The following is a 15,827-nucleotide window of genomic DNA, read 5'->3' on the forward strand; positions in this document are numbered from 1 at the left end:
TGCTTTGATGGGGGTATGACCCTGTTCGTCGGCACGTCGGGATGGCAGTACCGGGACTGGCGGGAGGTCCTGTACCCGCCCGGCCTGCCCGTCCGGCTGTGGCTGGAGCGGTACGCGTCCTGCTTCGCGACGGTCGAGATCAACAACGCGTTCTACCGGCTGCCGACGCGGGAGACCTTCGAGACGTGGCGCGAGCGGGTGCCGGCGGACTTCGTGGTCGCGGTCAAGGCGAGCCGCTACCTCACCCACATCAAGCGCCTGCGGGACCCCGGGGAGCCGGTGGACCGCCTCATGACGCACGCCGCGGGCCTGGGCGACCGTCTCGGCCCGGTCCTGCTGCAACTGCCGCCGACGCTGCGGGCGGACGCGGGCCTCCTGGACGCCTGCCTCTCCTGCTTCCCGCCCGGCACGCGGGTCGCGGTCGAACCCCGGCACGCCTCCTGGTGGACGCCCGAGGTGCGGGACGTACTCACGTCGCGGGGTGCGGCGCTGTGCTGGGCGGACGTCCGGGCCCGCCCGGTCACCCCCCTGTGGCGCACCGCCGACTGGGGCTACGTCCGCTTCCACCAGGGCCGGGCCGCGCCGTGGCCGCACTACGGCCGCCGCTCCCTGACCACCTGGATCGACCGCATCACCACGACCTGGCCGGACACGAGCGACGTCTACACCTACTTCAACAACGACCCGAACGCGGCAGCGGTGACGGACGCGGCGTTGTTCGCCGAACTGGCCCGCGCGTCGGGACCGACGGTCACCCGCACGCCCTGAAGGGGCGCGGGAACTGCGCGACAAGCCACAGCGAGCCCACGGCCGGCGAACGACCCCGAGCCGAACGACCCCGAGCCGAACGGCGCTCACCCATAAGCCGCCCGCAGGGCATCCCGCACGGCCCCCAACGCCTCCCCTTCCGTCACCCCCAGCCGCCGAGCCCGCTCGGCATACCCCTGGGCCGCGGCGGCCACCTCCCGCTCCGCCGCGGAGCCCGCGGCGGCGACGAACGTCCCCTTGCGCCCCCGCGTCTCGATCACCCCGTCCGTCTCCAGCGCCCGGTACGCCTTGGCGACCGTGTTCGCGGCGAGCCCCAGGGACTCGGCCAGTCCGCGCACGGTCGGCAGCCGGTACCCGACCGGCAGGACCCCCGACCGCGCCTGTTCGGAGATCTGCGCGCGCACCTGCTCGTAGGGCGGGGCGCCGTCGTCGATGTGGATCTTCAAGGTCACCCGGCGATTGTCCCGTATCCCCGGGAAAATGAGAGGCATCCGACCGGTCACCCGCCGTAGCGTGCGCCCACATGACCGTTCTCGTGCGCGACCTGCGCCCCGACGACGCGGCCGACGTCGCGGCCTTCGCCCATGTCCGCCACCTCGCCCTGCCGTTCATCCTGTGGACGCCCGAGGCCGTCGTCCATCACCTCGCCCACACCCACCCGGACGCCCGGAGCCGGTCCCTCGTCGCCGAGGAGGACGGGGAGACGGTCGGCACGGCCCAGATCGGGCTGGTCCACGACAGCCCGGAGCCCGGCCAGGCCTACCTCAACGTCTACGTCCACCCGGACCGGGTCCGGCGCGGGGCCGGCGGGCTGCTGGTACGCACGGCCGAGGAGTACCTCGCCGGCGAGGGGGCGACCAAGCTGTTCGCCTGGGTGCTGGACGAGCCCGCCAACCTGGCCTTCGCCGAGCGGCACGGCTACGCGCGGCGGCGCTCCGCGCACTTCCTCCGCCTCGACCTGGCGAACAGCGCGCTGCCGTCCCCGCCGCCCCTCCCCGAGGGCGTCGAACTGCGCACCGCCGCCGACTTCGCGGACGATCCCCGCCCGATGTTCGAGCTGGACGCGGAGACGCTGGCGGACGAACCGAGCGACGTCGACATCGAGTTCACCGACTACGAGGCATGGCTCGCCCAGACCTGGCGGCACCCGCTGCTCGACCGCGAACTGACCACGGTCGCGGTCGCCGACGGCCGCCCCGTCGCCTTCAGCGTCGCCTACACCGACGGCGGCACCCGGTACTCCACCGCGATGACCGGCACCGTCCGCTCGCACCGCGGGCGAGGGCTCGCCAAGCTCACCAAGACCGACTCCCTGCGCCGGGCCCGCGCCGCCGGATACACGCGGGCGTACACGGGCAACGACACCGACAACGGCCCCATGCTCGCCGTCAACAAGTGGCTCGGGTACGAGGTCTGCGCAACGGAGGTGCGGTATGTCCGCGAACTCGGCTGAGACGCCGGCCGGGCTGGACGTGGTCCTGGTCAAGGCGGGCCGTACGAAGATCCGGTACGCGGGCGAGCTGCTGCACGACGACGGCACCCGCATCGCCGTCCGCGCCCCCTGGGCCGGTGCCGGCGTCCGTGACTTCGGTTTCGTGCGCTTCGAGGCGGGCGACGTCTTCACCGAGTACTACTGGCGCGACCGGTGGTACGCCGTGAAGGAGGTCAGATCCGGTACAGGCGTGCTCAAGGGCTGGTACTGCGACATCACCCGCCCCGCCGTGCGCACCGGCGCGGAACTGGTGGTGGAGGATCTCGACCTGGACCTGTGGTGCTCCGCGGACGGCACGGACGTACGGCGGCTCGACGAGGACGAGTTCGCCGCGAGCGGCCTGGCGGAACGCGATCCCGAGGCCGCTGCCGCCGCTCTGACCGCGCTGGACGGCCTGGAGCGGCTGGCCCGCGGGGACGGCTTCGCGGACCTGCTGGCATAGGCGCCCTCAGGCTTCTCGCTACGCAACGCGCTCGTCCGGTCACCGCAGTTGTCCATGCACCCAGGGTGACAGCCGCCGCTGACAACGGGATCGGGACCCGGAACGTGACAACCGCCACTGACAGCCATGCATCGATGAGTGAGTCTCGGGGAAAGGGTCTACCTCCGTGAGAACGCGGAACCCGGTGGATCCGTAAGGAGGCAGCCATGCGCCGTCTGACCGTGCAGAAGCCCCTGAAGAAGACCGACGCCCGCCGAGTCCGCGAGGAGGTCGACGAGCGTCCCTCGGGGCGCCCGGAGGTCCGCGAGGACATCGCGCGCACCTGGTGGCCGGACAGCTGACCGGGCGGTCACGGCATGAGACGCCTCAGAGCAGCTGCTTGCGGTAGTGGACGCGGTCGTAGGGCCCGTCCACCCGCCGCTCCACGACCTCGTACCCGTACCTCGGGTAGATCTCCTGGTTCTCCCACATCATGGCGTTCGTGTAGAGCCTGACCTCGGGCAGGCCCAGCGCCCGCGCGCGGGCGTCCGCGAACCGCAGCAGCCGTCCCCCCACGCCCCTGCCGCGCGCGTCGGGGTGGACGGCGACGCTGTCGAGGAAGAGGTGGTCCGCGCGCGCCTCCAGGACCAGGACGCCGACGACGCCCGCGCCGGTCCCGTCCGGGGATTCCGGGGCTCCCGGGGCTCCCGTGCCTCCTGTGACTTCCGTGACCTCCGTGGCTTCCGTGACTCCCGTGACTCCCGTGACGAACACCTTCCCCTCCGCCACGTTCGCCGCGTGGTCCGCCTCCATCGGCTGGGGCACCACCCCGATGCGCTCGATGTAGGGGTGGTAGGCGGCGTCGGTGACGGCCTTCACGGCCGGTACGTCGGCGGCGACCGCCTGCCGGACCGGCTCTTCTCGCTGGTGTGCCATGCCGCGAACGTTAGCTACCTCAGCACAGCCTGAGCACTCCCTTAACGCGACCATAAGGATCTCCATCACCCGCCTCCAGCAGGCGATTTCACGGTTTCTCGGGGCTAGCTTGCTGATCGACCCCACGGGTTCCGGCCCAACCGCCCATGTCCCCAGTGACCGTTTCGAGGAGTTCCCATGCCCGCACCGTCCGTGTCCCGCAGGGCGGCCGCCGTCGCCGTCGCCGGCCTCGCCCCGCTCGCCCTGACCACGCTGGCCGCCGCCCCCGCCTCCGCGCACGGTTCGATGGGCGACCCGGTCAGCCGGGTCTCGCAGTGTCACGCCGAGGGACCCGAGAACCCGAAGTCCGACGCGTGCAAGGCGGCGGTCGCGGCCGGCGGCACGCAGGCCCTCTACGACTGGAACGGCATCCGCATCGGCAACGCCGCCGGGCAGCACCAGGAGCTGATCCCGGACGGCAAGCTGTGCAGCGCCAACGACCCGGCCTTCAAGGGCATGGACCTGGCCCGCGCCGACTGGCCCGCGACCAGCGTGAGCAGCGGCTCGTACACCTTCAAGTACCGCGTGACGGCCCCGCACAAGGGCACCTTCAAGGTGTACATCACCAAGCCCGGCTACGACCCGTCCAAGCCGCTGGGCTGGGGCGACCTGGACCTGTCCGCCCCGGTGGCGACGGTCACCGACCCGGCCGCCTCGGGCGGCTTCTACACCTTCTCCGGCTCCCTGCCCGAGCGCTCCGGCAAGCACCTGCTGTACGCGGTGTGGCAGCGCTCGGACAGTCCGGAGGCGTTCTACTCCTGCTCCGACGTGTCCTTCGGCGGCACCTCGGCCGCGAACCCGAGCGGCGACACGGCGAGCGACGACACTGCGAGCGGCGACACCGCGGCCGACGACACCGCGGGCACCGCGCCGGCCCCCGAGGCCTCCGCCCCGTCCGAGGAGCAGATCGAGGCCGCGGCCGACAAGTCGACGATCGAGCACCACGGCCACGGCGACCAGGACGCCGCGACGACGGCGGACCCGGCGGACCCGGCCACCACCCCGGACGGGGCGCCCGGCACGGCCGCCGAGGCCGCCGGTGAGCCCAACCAGGTCAAGGCCGCCGGCGCGGGCACCGAGAACCTCGCCGAGACCGGCGGGGACAGCACCACGCCGTACATCGCCGTCGGCGGCGCCGCCGCCCTGGCCCTCGGCGCGGCCGTCCTCTTCGCGTCGGTCCGCCGACGGGCCACCGGCGGCCGGCACAGCGGCTGACCGGAGCACGGGGGAACGCGGGGTCTGTCCGGCGGCTCAGGCCGGACAGACCCCGCGCCTGCCGGGGCGCCTCACCAGGCGGGCCTGACCGGCCCACCCGGCGCGATACGCAGCAGACGGTCCCGCAACTCCCCGACCCCACCCTCGCCGAGCACCTCGGCCCACGCGCCCACGGCCTCCGCCGCCGCCTCCTCCGCGGCCCGCGTGCAGGCCCGTCCCGCCTCGGTCAGCACGACCAGCCGGGCACGCGCGTCGGCGGGGTGCGGCCGCCGTTCGGCGTACCCCTTGCGGACCAGTTCGTCGACGAGCTGACTGGCGGCCTGCTTGGTCATCCCGAGGTGCCCGGCGAGGTCGGTGACCGTCGCCCCGTCCGGAGCCAGCCGGGCGAACGCGAAACCGTGCGCGGGCCGCACCCCCTCGAAGCCACGGGCGACGACCCCTTCGTGGATGCGCTGCGTGAGCCCACCGGCCGCGGCCAGCAGGGCGGCGGTCAGGGCCATGGCGTCGGAGTTCTGCACGAGGGCATTGAAACACCCTTGACGAATTGGTCAAGCAGCTTGACCATGAGCTCGGAGAATATAGTCAAGCCACTTGACCATCCCTACCGGGAGGCAGCCATGCCCATCGTCCGCTCGTCCGAAGCCGTGACCCACGAGATCCACGGCGCCCGCTTCGTCTCGTACGCCGGCCCCCGTACCGGCGGCAAGGAGCTGTGCGCCTGGCGGAGCGAGATTCCGGCGGGCACCAGGGCCCCCGCGCACACCGTCGACCGGGAGGAGATCTTCCATCTGCTCACCGGGGAGTTGCTGATCACCCTCGACGGCCGCACCGAGCACGTCACCGCGGGCGACACGGTGATCGTCAACGCGGGCGCGACCCTCGCCGTCGAGAATCCCGCCGACCGGACCGCGACGTCCTGGGTCACCACCTCCGTCGGCCTCACGGCCCGGCTGGCCGACGGCACGCGGATCACTCCCCCGTGGGCCAACTGACCCGCGGGGGGCTCACGCCGCCAGCGACCCCGGCATCACCGCCCTCGGTCCGAACTTCGCCCGCGCGCGGTCCGCGACCTCCTCGATCCGGCGGACCTTCTCGTCCACGGGATCGAAGGTGAGCTGGTGGGAGGCCTGCTCGGCGGGGGCGAGGCCCTCGGCGCGCAGGGCGATCGAGCGGACCCGGGCGCGCTGGAGGCCGAGCGCCTCGTACATGTCGTACGCGGCCCGCGTCAGGGCCGCCGAGTGCGCGGTCGGCTCCTTGAGGGTGCGGCTGCGAGTGGTGGCCGAGCGGTCGGCGTAGCGCACGGTGAGGGTCAGGGTGCGGCAGACCTTGTCCACGGCGCGCAGCCGGGCGCCCAGTTCCTCGGCGGCCGAGAGCAGGGCGCGGCGGTGGCGGTCGGGGTCGAGTTCGTCGCGGTCGAAGGGGCGGTCGGCGGCCAGGGACCGTGAGACGCCGTTGGGGACGACCCGGCCGCGGTCGACGCCGTTCGCCTTCTCGTGCAGCTCGCGGCCGGTCCTCGCGCCGACCAGCCGCTGGAGGGTGGACAGGGGCGCGGCGGCGACCCGGCCGAGGGTGTCGAGGCCGTACTCGCACAGGGTGCGGGCGGTCGCGGTGCCGACGCCGGGCAGCGCGGCGACGGGCTTGCCCGCGAGGAAGTCCCGCTCCTCGCCGCCGGGCACCGCGCGGGTCAGTCCAGGCCGGGCGTCCCGCAGGGCCATGCGGGCCAGCATCGGGCCGGGTCCGGCGCCGATCACGCAGTCCACGCCGTACAGCGCGAGGGCGCGGACCCGGATCACCGAGGCCAGTTCCACGGCGTCGCGCCCGAAGTACCGCTCGGCGCCGCGCAGGTCGGCCAGCGCGCCGTCGGGCGGCAGCGCCTCGACGACCGGCGTGAACTCCTCCAACAGCCCGAGGAGCTGGGGCAGGGCCGCCTCGTACATGGGCGGCAGTTGGAAACGTACGCAGAGGATCGTCATCCCGCACTCCCCGGACTCTGGTGCCACAACTTCCTTCCCACCGCGGGCCCTTCGCCCGCGGGGCGCAGATCGGCCCAGGGGTGCATCTCGTACCCGGTGGACATGCGGATCCTCCGCTGCCGTTCCATCGGGTCCTGGGCCGCGGAACCGGCCGGCGCGGGCCGTCCGTCCGAACCGGCGAGGCGGCGGCGCGCCGATCCGCCCTCGGGGTCGTCGCCCTGGTCTCCGCCCGCCCCGGCCAGCCGGGCCGCGACGCCCTCAAGGCCCTCCTCCCGGCGTACCTCCAGCAGGTCGGCGAGGTTCCAGGCGGCGGAGCCGACCACGCTGAGACTGCGCGGGCCGCGCCGCTGCACCACCCCGCGCACCAGCAGCAGCCAGGAGTGGAAGACGGTGTGGGCGCAGGCGTCGTGGGAGTCGTCGAAGAAGGCGAGGTCGACCAGGCCGGTGCCGTCGTCGAGGGTGGAGAAGATGACCCGGCGGCCGGAGCGGACCGGCGGTGTCTGGGTGGCCGCCTTGGCGCCCGCGACCAGCACCGTCTCCCCGTGCCGGACCTCGCGCAGCCGCTTGGCCGACACCACGCCCAGCTCGTCCAGGAAGGCGCGGTGGTCGTCCATGAGGTTGCGCGAGGCGTCCATGGAGAGCACGCCCAGTTCGGCGCTGAGCTTCTCCGCCGAGGTGAGGTCGGGCAGTCCGGCGGACGCGGTCTTCCGTCCGCCGGACAGCGGGAGCTGGTCGCCGCGTCCGGCCCGGGCGCCGCGGTGCAGTTCGGTCAGGTGCAGTTGCAGGTCGCGGCGGTTGGCGCCGAACGCGTCCAGCGCGCCAACCCGGGCGAGCCGCCCGGCCAGCGGCCTGCTGGGGCGGGCCCGTTCCCAGAAGTCGAGCAGGGAGGCGTACGGCTGCCCCTCGGCGATCCGTTCCGCCTCGGCCTCGCTGATGCCGTGCACGTCGGAGAGGGCGAGGCGCAGGCCCCACGCGTCGGGCTTCCGTGACCGCGCTTTCCGTGATTCAGACACCAGTTCGATCCTGTGTGCGACCCCGGACTTGTTCACGTCCAACGGCAGGATCGGCACCCCGCGCCGCCGCGCGTCCGCCAGCAACAGCCGCTTGGGGTACATGCCGGGGTCGTGGGTGAGCAACCCGGCGTAGAAGGCGGCCGGGTGATGGGCCTTCAGCCACGCCGACTGGTAGGTCGGCACGGCGAAGGCGACGGCGTGCGCCTTGCAGAAGCCGTAGCTGCCGAACGCCTCGACGATCTCCCAGGTCCGCTGGATCGTCTCCGCGTCGTACCCGTTCGCCGTCGCGTGCTGGGCGAACCACACCTTGATCCGCCCCTGCGACTGAGGGTCGGACAGCCCGCGCCGCACCCGGTCCGCCTCGCCGCGCCCGCAGCCGGTCATGATGGCCACGATGTCGATGACCTGCTCGTGGAAGACGACGACCCCGTACGTCCCCTCCAGCGGCTCCGCCAGGTCCTCGTGCGGATAGCGCACCGGCGCCCGCCCGTGCCGGGCCTCGATGAACGGCCGCACCATGTCGGCGGCGACCGGGCCGGGCCGGAAGAGCGAGATGTCGACGACGAGGTCGTGGAAGGTCGACGGCTGGAGCCTGCCGACCAGGTCCCGCTGACCCGGCGACTCGATCTGGAAGCAGCCCAGCGTCTCGGCGGACCGGATCATCCGGTACGTCGCCGGGTCGCCCTCCGGTACGGCGTCCAGGTCGACCCGCTCCCCCGTCGCCCGCTCCACCTCGGCGACCGCGTGCGCCATCGCCGACTGCATCCGCACGCCGAGCACGTCCAGCTTGAGCAGCCCGAGGTCCTCCACGTCGTCCTTGTCGAACTGCGCCATCGGGAAGCCCTCGCCGCTGGTCGGCATGACCGGCGTACGGGAGAGCAGGGAGGCGTCGGAGAGCAGCACGCCGCAGGGGTGCATGGCGACACCGCGCGGGAGGGCGTCCAGGCCCTCGACCAGCTCCCACAGCTTCCCGTACTTCTCCTTCTCCCCCGCCAGTTCCCTCAGCTCGGGCAGCTCCTCCAGCGCCGCGCGGGCGTCGCGGGCGCGGATGTGCGGGAAGGACTTGGCGACGCGGTCGATCTCGGCCGAGTCCATGGACAGGGCGGCGCCCACGTCGCGGATGGCGTGGCGCACCCGGTACGTCTCCGGCATGGCGACCGCGGCCACCCGCTCGGTGCCGAACCGGCCGATGATCGCGCGGTAGACCTCCAGGCGGCGGGCGGACTCCACGTCGATGTCGATGTCGGGCAGCACGACCCGCTCCTTGGACAGGAACCGCTCCATCAGCAGCCCGTGCTCGACCGGGTCGGCGTGCGCGATGCCGAGCAGGTGGTTGACGAGCGAGCCCGCGCCGGAGCCGCGCGCGGCGACCCGGATGCCCATGTCCCGCACGTCGTCCACGACCTGGGCGACGGTGAGGAAGTACGAGGCGAAGCCGTGGTGGGCGATGATGTCCAGCTCGTGGTGCATCCGCTCCCAGTACTCCCGGTGGTCCGGCCGCCGGTCGTAGCCGCGCCGCACCATGCCCGCCGCCGCCCGGGAGGCGAGCGCCCGCTGGGCGGTGCGGCGGCCCGCGCCCACGAGGTGCGGTTCGGGGAAGTGGACGGCGCCCATGCCGAGGTCGTCGTCGGGGTCGACCAGGCACTCGGCGGCCGTCGCCCGGGTCTGCTCCAGCAGGCGGTGGGCGGTGTCCCGGCGGAATCCGGCGGCCTCGACGATCCGCTCGGCGGCGTGCCGCATGGCGTCCGGGTCTTTGAGCCAGGCCTCGCCGGAGTCCAGTTCCTCGGTGGCGCCGATCGGGACCAGGCGCCGGGCGGCGTCCAGGACGTCGGCGACCTGGCCCTGGCCGGGGTCGGCGTAGCGGACGGCGTTGGAGAGCACCGGCCGCACCCCCTGGTCGGCGGCGAAGCCGACGGTGCGGGCGGCCAGGCGCAGGGAGCCGGGGCCGGTCCCCTCGCGGCCGTGCCAGACGGCCTCCAGCCGCAGGGCGTCGCCGTAGACCTCCCGCCAGGGGGCGAGGAGCCGCGCCGCGCGGTCGGGGCGGCCGGCGGCGAGGGCGCGGCCGACGTCGGATTCGGGGCCGAGCAGGACGGTCAGGCCGTCGGCGTGGTTGTCGGGCCAGGACAGCAGGGGCGAGTCCGGCGCGGTGTGGGCGGCGGACACCAGGCGGCACAGGCCGGCCCAGCCGCGGGCGCCGTCCCGGGCGAGGAAGGTCACCCGCGGGGCCGATTCGTCGATGAAGGCACCGCCGCGCACGGGGGTACGGCGCCGGTCCCGGCGTACGGAGGTCTCCGTGCGCCCGGTCTCCGGCTCGGGGGCGGCCACCGCCAGCTCCGCGCCGAACAGCGGGCGGACGCCCGCCGTCGCGCAGGCCTTGGCGAAGCGGACCGTGCCCGCGAGGGTGTCGCGGTCGGTGAGGGCGAGGGCGTCCATGCCCCGTTCGGCGGCACGCTCGGCCAGCCGCTCAGGGTGGGAGGCGCCGTAGCGGGCGGAGAACCCGGAGACGGTGTGCAGATGCGTGAAACCCGGCACGCACACCTCCCGATCCCATGAACCCGACGCCTTATCGAACGTCTGTTCCCAACTACCTCACCCCCACCATAGACCAATTTTCGAAAGTGTGTACGACATCCGTTCGGCCCCGTCCCACCTGCGCAAACACCCTTCGACCCGGACCGTGGGGACATGTCGCACACCCCGGTCACCGACCGTCGCAGCGGCTCCTTCCTCGGCGAGGTGAAGGACGCCGTCACCCCGCGGGCCACCCTGCTCGTGCTCGGCGTGCTCGCGCTCCAGCTGCTGTTCATCGCCTCCTACGTGGGAGCGCTGCACGATCCCAGGCCGAAGGACGTGCCCTTCGGCGTGGTCGCGCCCCCGGCGGCCGCCGAGCGGACGGTGAGCGCTCTGGAGCGGCTGCCCGGGTCACCGCTGGACCCGCGCGCGGTGGCCGACGCGGAGAGCGCCCGCAAACAGATCGAGAACCGGGAGATCGACGGTGCCCTGGTCCTCGCCCCCTCCGGCCGCACCGACACCCTGCTGGTCGCCTCCGGCGGCGGCACCGCGCTCGCCACCACCCTGGAGAGGCTGGTCGCCGAGGTGGAGCGGACCGAGGGCCGCACGGTGCGGACCGTCGACGCGGCCCCGGCCTCGGCCCGGGACTTCGACGGACTGTCGTCCTTCTATGTCGTCGTGGGCTGGTGCGTCGGCGGCTACCTGTGCGCCTCGATCCTGGCGATCAGCACCGGCGCCCGGCCGGCCAATCCGCGCCGCGCGGCGATCCGGCTGATCGTGATGGCGCTGGTGTCGATCGTCGGCGGACTGGGCGGCGCGGTGATCATCGGCCCGGTCCTCGGCGCGCTGCCCGGCAGCGTGGTGGACCTGTGGGGGCTCGGCGCGCTGATCACCTTCGCGGTGGGCGCCGCCACGCTCGCCCTTCAGGGCGTCTTCGGGATCGTCGGCATCGGGCTGGCGATCCTGCTGGTGGTGATCGCGGGCAACCCGAGCGCGGGCGGCGCCTTCCCGCTGCCGATGCTGCCGCCGTTCTGGAGGGAGATCGGCCCGTGGCTCCCGCCGGGCGCGGGCACCTGGGCGGCCCGTTCGATCGCCTACTTCAAGGGCAACGACACGACCGTCTCCCTGCTGGTGCTGTGGGCGTGGGCGGTCGCGGGCACGGTGATCACGCTGGTGGCGGCCGCGCTGCGCCGCGCACGGCAGGAGGCGGAGCTGCCCACACAGGCGGGGTGAACCGCCGCGGGCACGCGGAAGTCCCGCCCCTCACGCGCGGGACGGGACTTCGGCGGTACCTCAGAAGGGGTTCTTCAGCGGTACCTCAGAGCTACTTCACAGGTGCGGGTGCCGCTCAGCCGATCTGCGTGCCGGTGGCCGACAGGGCCTCCGTCACCGGCTGGAAGAAGGTCTCGCCGCCCGAGGTGCAGTCGCCGCTGCCGCCGGAGGTGAGGCCGACGGCCTTGTCGCCCGAGAAGAGCGAGCCGCCGCTGTCGCCGGGCTCGGCGCAGACGTCGGTCTGGATCAGGCCGTTGACGATGTCGCCGTTGCCGTAGTTCACGGTGGCGTCCAGGCCGGTGACCGTGCCGGAGTGCACCTGGGTGGTGGACCCGCTGCGGGTCACCCGCATGCCGACGGTGGCGTCCGCGGCGCCCGAGATGGCCTGCGAGGAGCCGTCGTAGAGGTTGACCTCGCTCGGGTGGTCCACCTCGGCGGTGTACTTGACCAGGCCGTAGTCGTCGTCGGGGAAGCTGGACGCCTCGTTCTCGCCGATCACGGTCCCGGAGGAGTCCGACCAGCTCGTGATGCCCTCGGTGCAGTGGCCGGCGGTGAGGAAGTACGGCGCCCCGCCCTTGGTCACGTTGAAGCCGAGGGAGCAGCGCCCGCCGTTCCCGGTGATGGCGTCGCCGCCCGCGACGAAGGGCTTGTACTCGCCCTGGGTCCGCTTGAGTTCGGCCTTGGCGCCCAGCCCGTCGACCACCTCGGCCAGCTTGGCCCACTCGGCCTTCGAGACCGTGCGGTCGGCGGTGACGACGACCTTGTTGGTGGTCGGGTCGGTCGCCCAGGAGGTGCCCGGGATGGTGGCGTCCTCGGCGAGGGTGGTGCGCGCGCTCCTCAGCTCGGCGAGCGAGTTCTCGACGACTCTCGCCTCGGCGCCGGCCTCCTCGACGGTCCGCGCGGCGGTCTCGTCGAGCACGTTGACCACGAGGCTCTTGGCCTGTGCGTCGTAGTACGTGCCCGCCGCGTCGGTGCCGAGGTCGCCGAGGAGCGCGGAGGCGAGCTTTCCGGCCGCGGTGACCGACAGGGTCCGCGGCTCGGAGGGCTGCGGGGCCTCGCTGGCGTTCGCACTCTGGAAGGTGACTCCCGCGGCGACCAGCGCGGTGATACCCGCGCCGACCACGGCGGCCCGCCGCCTGGGTATGCGTCGGTGCTTCAACTCACGTCCTCCTGTGGGGGGTCGGCCCGGGAGATTGTGGGGACCTCACGGGCCGGAAGGCTGGTTGACGAGCGCCAACTCTTCCGAACGCACAGGGGGCACACAAGGTCGACTTCAGGACGTGCGCACGACAACTCCAGCGCGGTCACACGACCTTCACCTTTCATGTCCCTTCCAGCAGGATTCGCGAAGGGGACGCTCCAGCAAACGCTACGAGCCAGTAACCGGCGACCGGCCGCACGGTCCCGGCCCGGTCCTGAAATCGCCCTTGTCTCCGCCCTCCGCATGTGCGTCTACACGCGGTGGCGGCGTCCCGGCCGGGCAGCGCAGAGCCCCCGCACACCACTCGGTGTACGGGGGCTCGCCTCGCTGCCGGCCGCGCTGTGGGACGGTCTGTCCGTACGGACTAGCGGACTAGCGGACGGACTGACGGCCTGACTCAGTAGACGCTGACGCCGTAGGCGCTCAGAGCCTCCGTGACGGGCTGGAAGAACGTCGTCCCGCCGGAGGAGCAGTTGCCGCTGCCGCCGGAGGTCAGACCGTACGCGGTGCCGTTGCTGCCGTAGAGCGGACCGCCGGAGTCGCCCGGTTCGGCGCAGACCGTGGTCTGGATCAGGCCGGAGACGACGTCGCCGCCGCCGTAGTTGACGGTGGCGTTCAGGGCGGTGACCCGCCCGCTGTGGGTACCGGTCGTGGAGCCGTCGCGGATGACGGTGGTGCCCACGCTCGGGGTGGCCGCGCGGGTGATGTCCACGCCGTTCGCCGTACCGGGACGGCTGACGGAGCCCGAGTACCGGACGATGCCGTAGTCGTTGCCCGGGAAGCTGGAGCCGGCCGTCGAGCCGATGACCGAGGTGCGCCCGGAGTTGGAGTACCAGGTGCCGGCGCCGTCGGTGCAGTGACCGGCGGTCAGGAAGTACTCGGCTCCGCTGCTGTTGCGGACGTTGAAGCCGAGGGAGCAGCGCCAGCTGCTGGCGTAGATGGCGTCGCCGCCCTGGATGAGCTTGTTGAACGTGCCGGGGGTGCGCTCGATCTTGAGGGCGCCGGCCTTGTCGCCGGCCTCCTTCTTGATCTTCGCGATCTCGGCCTGGGAGACCGTGCTGTCGATCGTGACCAGCACCTGCCCGGTCTTGCTGTCGACGGCCCAGGCGGTGCCCGGGACGTCGGCCTCGAGGACCGCGCCGCTGGCGCTGCTGAGTTCGGCGGCGCTGAAGGCGGCGGGGGTCTCGGACGCGTTCGCGCTGGGGATCGCGATCGCTGCCGCGGCCACGAGGCCGGAGGACACGGCGATCAGCCGGGTCCGTCTCGTGATGCCGCTGCGGGGGGTGGTGCGCTTGATCCTCACTTTTCGTTCCTCCACAAAGGAAGTAGGGGGCCCTCTTGTGGGGTTGGGGGCCCGTGAGGCGCAGCCAGGGACGGGACACCCGGGTTCCGGATGCGTCGTGCCCCTGACAAGCGCTGAGGTTGGAGTATTCGGCCGAACGACCGGTCGGCGCAAGAGTGCCTTTCGGCCGTCACCCGTGAACGGCCTCGCCGCGGCCTTCCGGAGCCACCGCCACCGGTGGCTCCCGACCGACGAACTGACGGGCCGACAGCCCGACCCCGGTGTTCAGCAGCTGCACCCGCAGTCGCAGCCGTCGCACCCGCACCCGTCGTCACCGCAGCAGTTGCCGCAGCAGTCGCAGCAACTGCAGCAGTCCCCGCACCCGCTGCAGTCGCAGTTGGCGCACTGCCCCTCCTTGCGCTCCCCGCTCCACGGATCGTGGTACGTGCCGCAGCACAGCTGGCACGTACAGGCCAGCCCCAGCCACACGGCGCACCCCGCGAGCAGCCCGCGCCGGTCCCGGCGGGGTGGCTCCGGGGGCACCGGCGCACCGGGGCCCCCGGGGGCGCCCGGAGTGCCGGGAGGGGCGTACGGGTGACTGCCGTGCGCGCAGGAGACGGTGCCGAAGGCGCGGTCGACGGAGTTGCCCAGCTCGTGCGCGAGCAGCCGGTGCACCAGACGGCCGTCGCCGAACTCCGCCTCGCGCAGCGCCAGCCGCACCCCGCGCACGGCGTCGTCCGCCAGCCGCCGGGCCTCCGTGAGCGGGGTGCCGGTGGCGGTGAGCGGGTTCCAGGCGCCCGACGCGGCGTCGGCCTCCCGGTCCTCCACGGCATCCAGGAGATGGGCGAGCCTGCCGAAGAGGCGCCCGGCCTCCGCCAGCGGCTCCGCGTTGCGCGGCCGGCCGGCGAGGTGGGCGGTGTGCGCGAACGCGGCGGCGGTCGCGGTCTCGGTCGGCTCGGTGACGGTGAGCAGCGGGGTGCCGGGGCCGGCCAGCGCCTCGATGCCGCCCTGCCGGTCCACGGCGTCGACCAGTACGGCGGTGTCGAAGCCGACGGCACTGCCGCCGCGCGCACCGGCCGCGTCCCAGCCCGTGGCGACCCGGCGGGCGGCGAGGGCCACCGGCCGGCGGGCCAGCAGCCCGTCCCCGTCGGCGACGTGGTCGCGGACCTTGGCCGAGGCGAGCACGAGGGAGACGGCCGCCGCGAGCCGGGCCCCCTCACCGTGCGCGACGGACGCGGTGCGCATGCCGCGCAGCGGACACGGCCCCGCCGTGCGCCGTCCGGCACCCGGGCCGGCGGCCCGGTCGGCCTGAGCCTCCGTCAACACCGAGATGAGCAGCCCGTCATAGTTCGTCACGATGCGCGCGAACTGTCCGTGGTCCTTGCGCAACGCGAGGCACAGCCCGCACAAATGCGCCATCCACTGGCTCGTGAGGCTTTCCCCGAGCCGGTGCCTGCATGGCCTGACGATTCCGAACACTACGTTCCCCCCATGACAGCCAGGACGCTGAGCTGCGGCATCGTGCCGAGCGGGCGTTCACCCGTACGCACTGTCCCTCACCCGTCCGCCGGGAAGAATCATATTTCACTCACAGTCAGCATCCGTTTGGGAAACGACCCTTGGGACACAAGGACTCTCGACGGATTCGCTGTGCACCAGTACCGTCACAAACCCCCCGGGCGGCGTCTATCCACTTGGCGCGAC

At 73.1% G+C, this 15,827-nt stretch carries 15 protein-coding genes; 7 read left to right on the plus strand and 8 right to left on the minus strand.

Annotation, left to right across the window (positions count from 1 at the left end; all coding sequences use genetic code 11):
* Window positions 1–15: 15 nt before the first annotated feature.
* Window positions 16–768 (plus strand): DUF72 domain-containing protein, encoded by a 753-nt coding sequence (locus tag ACFIF2_RS29245; protein ID WP_395576242.1) that lies wholly within the window; start codon window positions 16–18, stop codon window positions 766–768.
* A gap of 86 nt (window positions 769–854) precedes the next feature.
* On the opposite strand, the gene ACFIF2_RS29250 is transcribed toward ACFIF2_RS29245, so the two are convergent.
* Entirely contained in the window at window positions 855–1,220 is a 366-nt protein-coding gene (locus ACFIF2_RS29250) for a GntR family transcriptional regulator (protein WP_395576243.1), read from the minus strand.
* 71 nt (window positions 1,221–1,291) lie between these two features.
* On the opposite strand from ACFIF2_RS29250, the gene ACFIF2_RS29255 reads away from it, so the two are divergent.
* From ACFIF2_RS29255 to ACFIF2_RS29265, 3 genes are all read left to right on the plus strand, one after another.
* On the plus strand, window positions 1,292–2,221 hold the full coding sequence (locus ACFIF2_RS29255) for a GNAT family N-acetyltransferase (protein ID WP_395576244.1): 930 nt from the start codon (window positions 1,292–1,294) through the stop codon (window positions 2,219–2,221).
* Entirely contained in the window at window positions 2,202–2,702 is a 501-nt protein-coding gene (locus ACFIF2_RS29260; RefSeq protein ID WP_395576245.1) for a DUF402 domain-containing protein, read from the plus strand. Before ACFIF2_RS29255 ends, ACFIF2_RS29260 begins: the two co-directional genes overlap by 20 nt.
* Before the next feature lie 206 nt (window positions 2,703–2,908).
* Window positions 2,909–3,043, plus strand: coding sequence for a hypothetical protein (locus ACFIF2_RS29265; RefSeq protein WP_261698719.1), 135 nt, complete (start codon window positions 2,909–2,911; stop codon window positions 3,041–3,043).
* A 25-nt stretch (window positions 3,044–3,068) separates the two neighbouring features.
* On the opposite strand, the gene ACFIF2_RS29270 is transcribed toward ACFIF2_RS29265, so the two are convergent.
* On the minus strand, window positions 3,069–3,617 hold the full coding sequence (locus ACFIF2_RS29270; RefSeq protein WP_395576246.1) for a GNAT family N-acetyltransferase: 549 nt from the start codon (window positions 3,615–3,617) through the stop codon (window positions 3,069–3,071).
* A gap of 177 nt (window positions 3,618–3,794) precedes the next feature.
* Here ACFIF2_RS29270 and ACFIF2_RS29275 point away from each other — a divergent pair, with 177 nt between their 5' ends.
* Window positions 3,795–4,871: a lytic polysaccharide monooxygenase gene (locus tag ACFIF2_RS29275; protein WP_395576247.1), complete on the plus strand. Its 1,077-nt coding sequence runs from the start codon at window positions 3,795–3,797 to the stop codon at window positions 4,869–4,871.
* A 71-nt stretch (window positions 4,872–4,942) separates the two neighbouring features.
* Here the strand turns inward: ACFIF2_RS29275 and ACFIF2_RS29280 are convergent, their stop codons facing one another.
* Window positions 4,943–5,389 carry a MarR family winged helix-turn-helix transcriptional regulator gene (locus tag ACFIF2_RS29280; protein WP_395576248.1) on the minus strand — a complete coding sequence of 149 codons (447 nt, stop codon included), beginning with the start codon at window positions 5,387–5,389 and terminating at the stop codon, window positions 4,943–4,945.
* A 99-nt stretch (window positions 5,390–5,488) separates the two neighbouring features.
* Between ACFIF2_RS29280 and ACFIF2_RS29285 the strand changes: the two genes are divergently transcribed.
* On the plus strand, window positions 5,489–5,863 hold the full coding sequence (locus tag ACFIF2_RS29285; RefSeq protein ID WP_395576249.1) for a cupin domain-containing protein: 375 nt from the start codon (window positions 5,489–5,491) through the stop codon (window positions 5,861–5,863).
* A gap of 12 nt (window positions 5,864–5,875) precedes the next feature.
* Here the strand turns inward: ACFIF2_RS29285 and ACFIF2_RS29290 are convergent, their stop codons facing one another.
* Both ACFIF2_RS29290 and ACFIF2_RS29295 read right to left on the minus strand, forming a co-directional pair.
* Entirely contained in the window at window positions 5,876–6,844 is a 969-nt protein-coding gene (locus ACFIF2_RS29290; RefSeq protein ID WP_395576250.1) for a DNA polymerase thumb domain-containing protein, read from the minus strand.
* Complete coding sequence (locus ACFIF2_RS29295; protein ID WP_395576251.1) at window positions 6,841–10,389, minus strand: DNA polymerase III subunit alpha; 3,549 nt, start codon at window positions 10,387–10,389, stop codon at window positions 6,841–6,843. Before ACFIF2_RS29295 ends, ACFIF2_RS29290 begins: the two co-directional genes overlap by 4 nt.
* Before the next feature lie 153 nt (window positions 10,390–10,542).
* Between ACFIF2_RS29295 and ACFIF2_RS29300 the strand changes: the two genes are divergently transcribed.
* Window positions 10,543–11,601 (plus strand): DUF3533 domain-containing protein, encoded by a 1,059-nt coding sequence (locus ACFIF2_RS29300; RefSeq protein ID WP_395576252.1) that lies wholly within the window; start codon window positions 10,543–10,545, stop codon window positions 11,599–11,601.
* 115 nt (window positions 11,602–11,716) lie between these two features.
* Here ACFIF2_RS29300 and ACFIF2_RS29305 read toward each other — a convergent pair whose 3' ends face one another.
* The 3 genes from ACFIF2_RS29305 to ACFIF2_RS29315 form a co-directional block, all read right to left on the minus strand.
* Complete coding sequence (locus ACFIF2_RS29305) at window positions 11,717–12,799, minus strand: S1 family peptidase (RefSeq protein WP_395576253.1); 1,083 nt, start codon at window positions 12,797–12,799, stop codon at window positions 11,717–11,719.
* Between the two features lie 439 nt (window positions 12,800–13,238).
* Window positions 13,239–14,144 carry a S1 family peptidase gene (locus ACFIF2_RS29310; protein WP_395576254.1) on the minus strand — a complete coding sequence of 302 codons (906 nt, stop codon included), beginning with the start codon at window positions 14,142–14,144 and terminating at the stop codon, window positions 13,239–13,241.
* Window positions 14,145–14,408: 264 nt separating this feature from the next.
* Window positions 14,409–15,602: a DUF5685 family protein gene (locus ACFIF2_RS29315; RefSeq protein ID WP_395576255.1), complete on the minus strand. Its 1,194-nt coding sequence runs from the start codon at window positions 15,600–15,602 to the stop codon at window positions 14,409–14,411.
* Window positions 15,603–15,827: the final 225 nt, after the last annotated feature.

This window comes from Streptomyces sp. BK79 (assembly GCF_044142145.1).
In the GTDB taxonomy this organism is placed as follows: Bacteria; Actinomycetota; Actinomycetes; order Streptomycetales; family Streptomycetaceae; genus Streptomyces.

Bases quoted from the DNA above. Each gene is read 5' to 3' on its own strand.
- ACFIF2_RS29265 (WP_261698719.1), top strand. From the start codon at position 2,909: ATGCGCCGTCTGACCGTGCAGAAGCCCCTGAAGAAGACCGACGCCCGC.
- ACFIF2_RS29260 (WP_395576245.1), top strand. From the start codon at position 2,202: ATGTCCGCGAACTCGGCTGAGACGCCGGCCGGGCTGGACGTGGTCCTG.
- ACFIF2_RS29275 (WP_395576247.1), top strand. From the start codon at position 3,795: ATGCCCGCACCGTCCGTGTCCCGCAGGGCGGCCGCCGTCGCCGTCGCC.
- ACFIF2_RS29290 (WP_395576250.1), bottom strand. From the start codon at position 6,844: ATGACGATCCTCTGCGTACGTTTCCAACTGCCGCCCATGTACGAGGCG.
- ACFIF2_RS29255 (WP_395576244.1), top strand. From the start codon at position 1,292: ATGACCGTTCTCGTGCGCGACCTGCGCCCCGACGACGCGGCCGACGTC.
- ACFIF2_RS29300 (WP_395576252.1), top strand. From the start codon at position 10,543: ATGTCGCACACCCCGGTCACCGACCGTCGCAGCGGCTCCTTCCTCGGC.
- ACFIF2_RS29285 (WP_395576249.1), top strand. From the start codon at position 5,489: ATGCCCATCGTCCGCTCGTCCGAAGCCGTGACCCACGAGATCCACGGC.
- ACFIF2_RS29245 (WP_395576242.1), top strand. From the start codon at position 16: ATGACCCTGTTCGTCGGCACGTCGGGATGGCAGTACCGGGACTGGCGG.
- ACFIF2_RS29270 (WP_395576246.1), bottom strand. From the start codon at position 3,617: ATGGCACACCAGCGAGAAGAGCCGGTCCGGCAGGCGGTCGCCGCCGAC.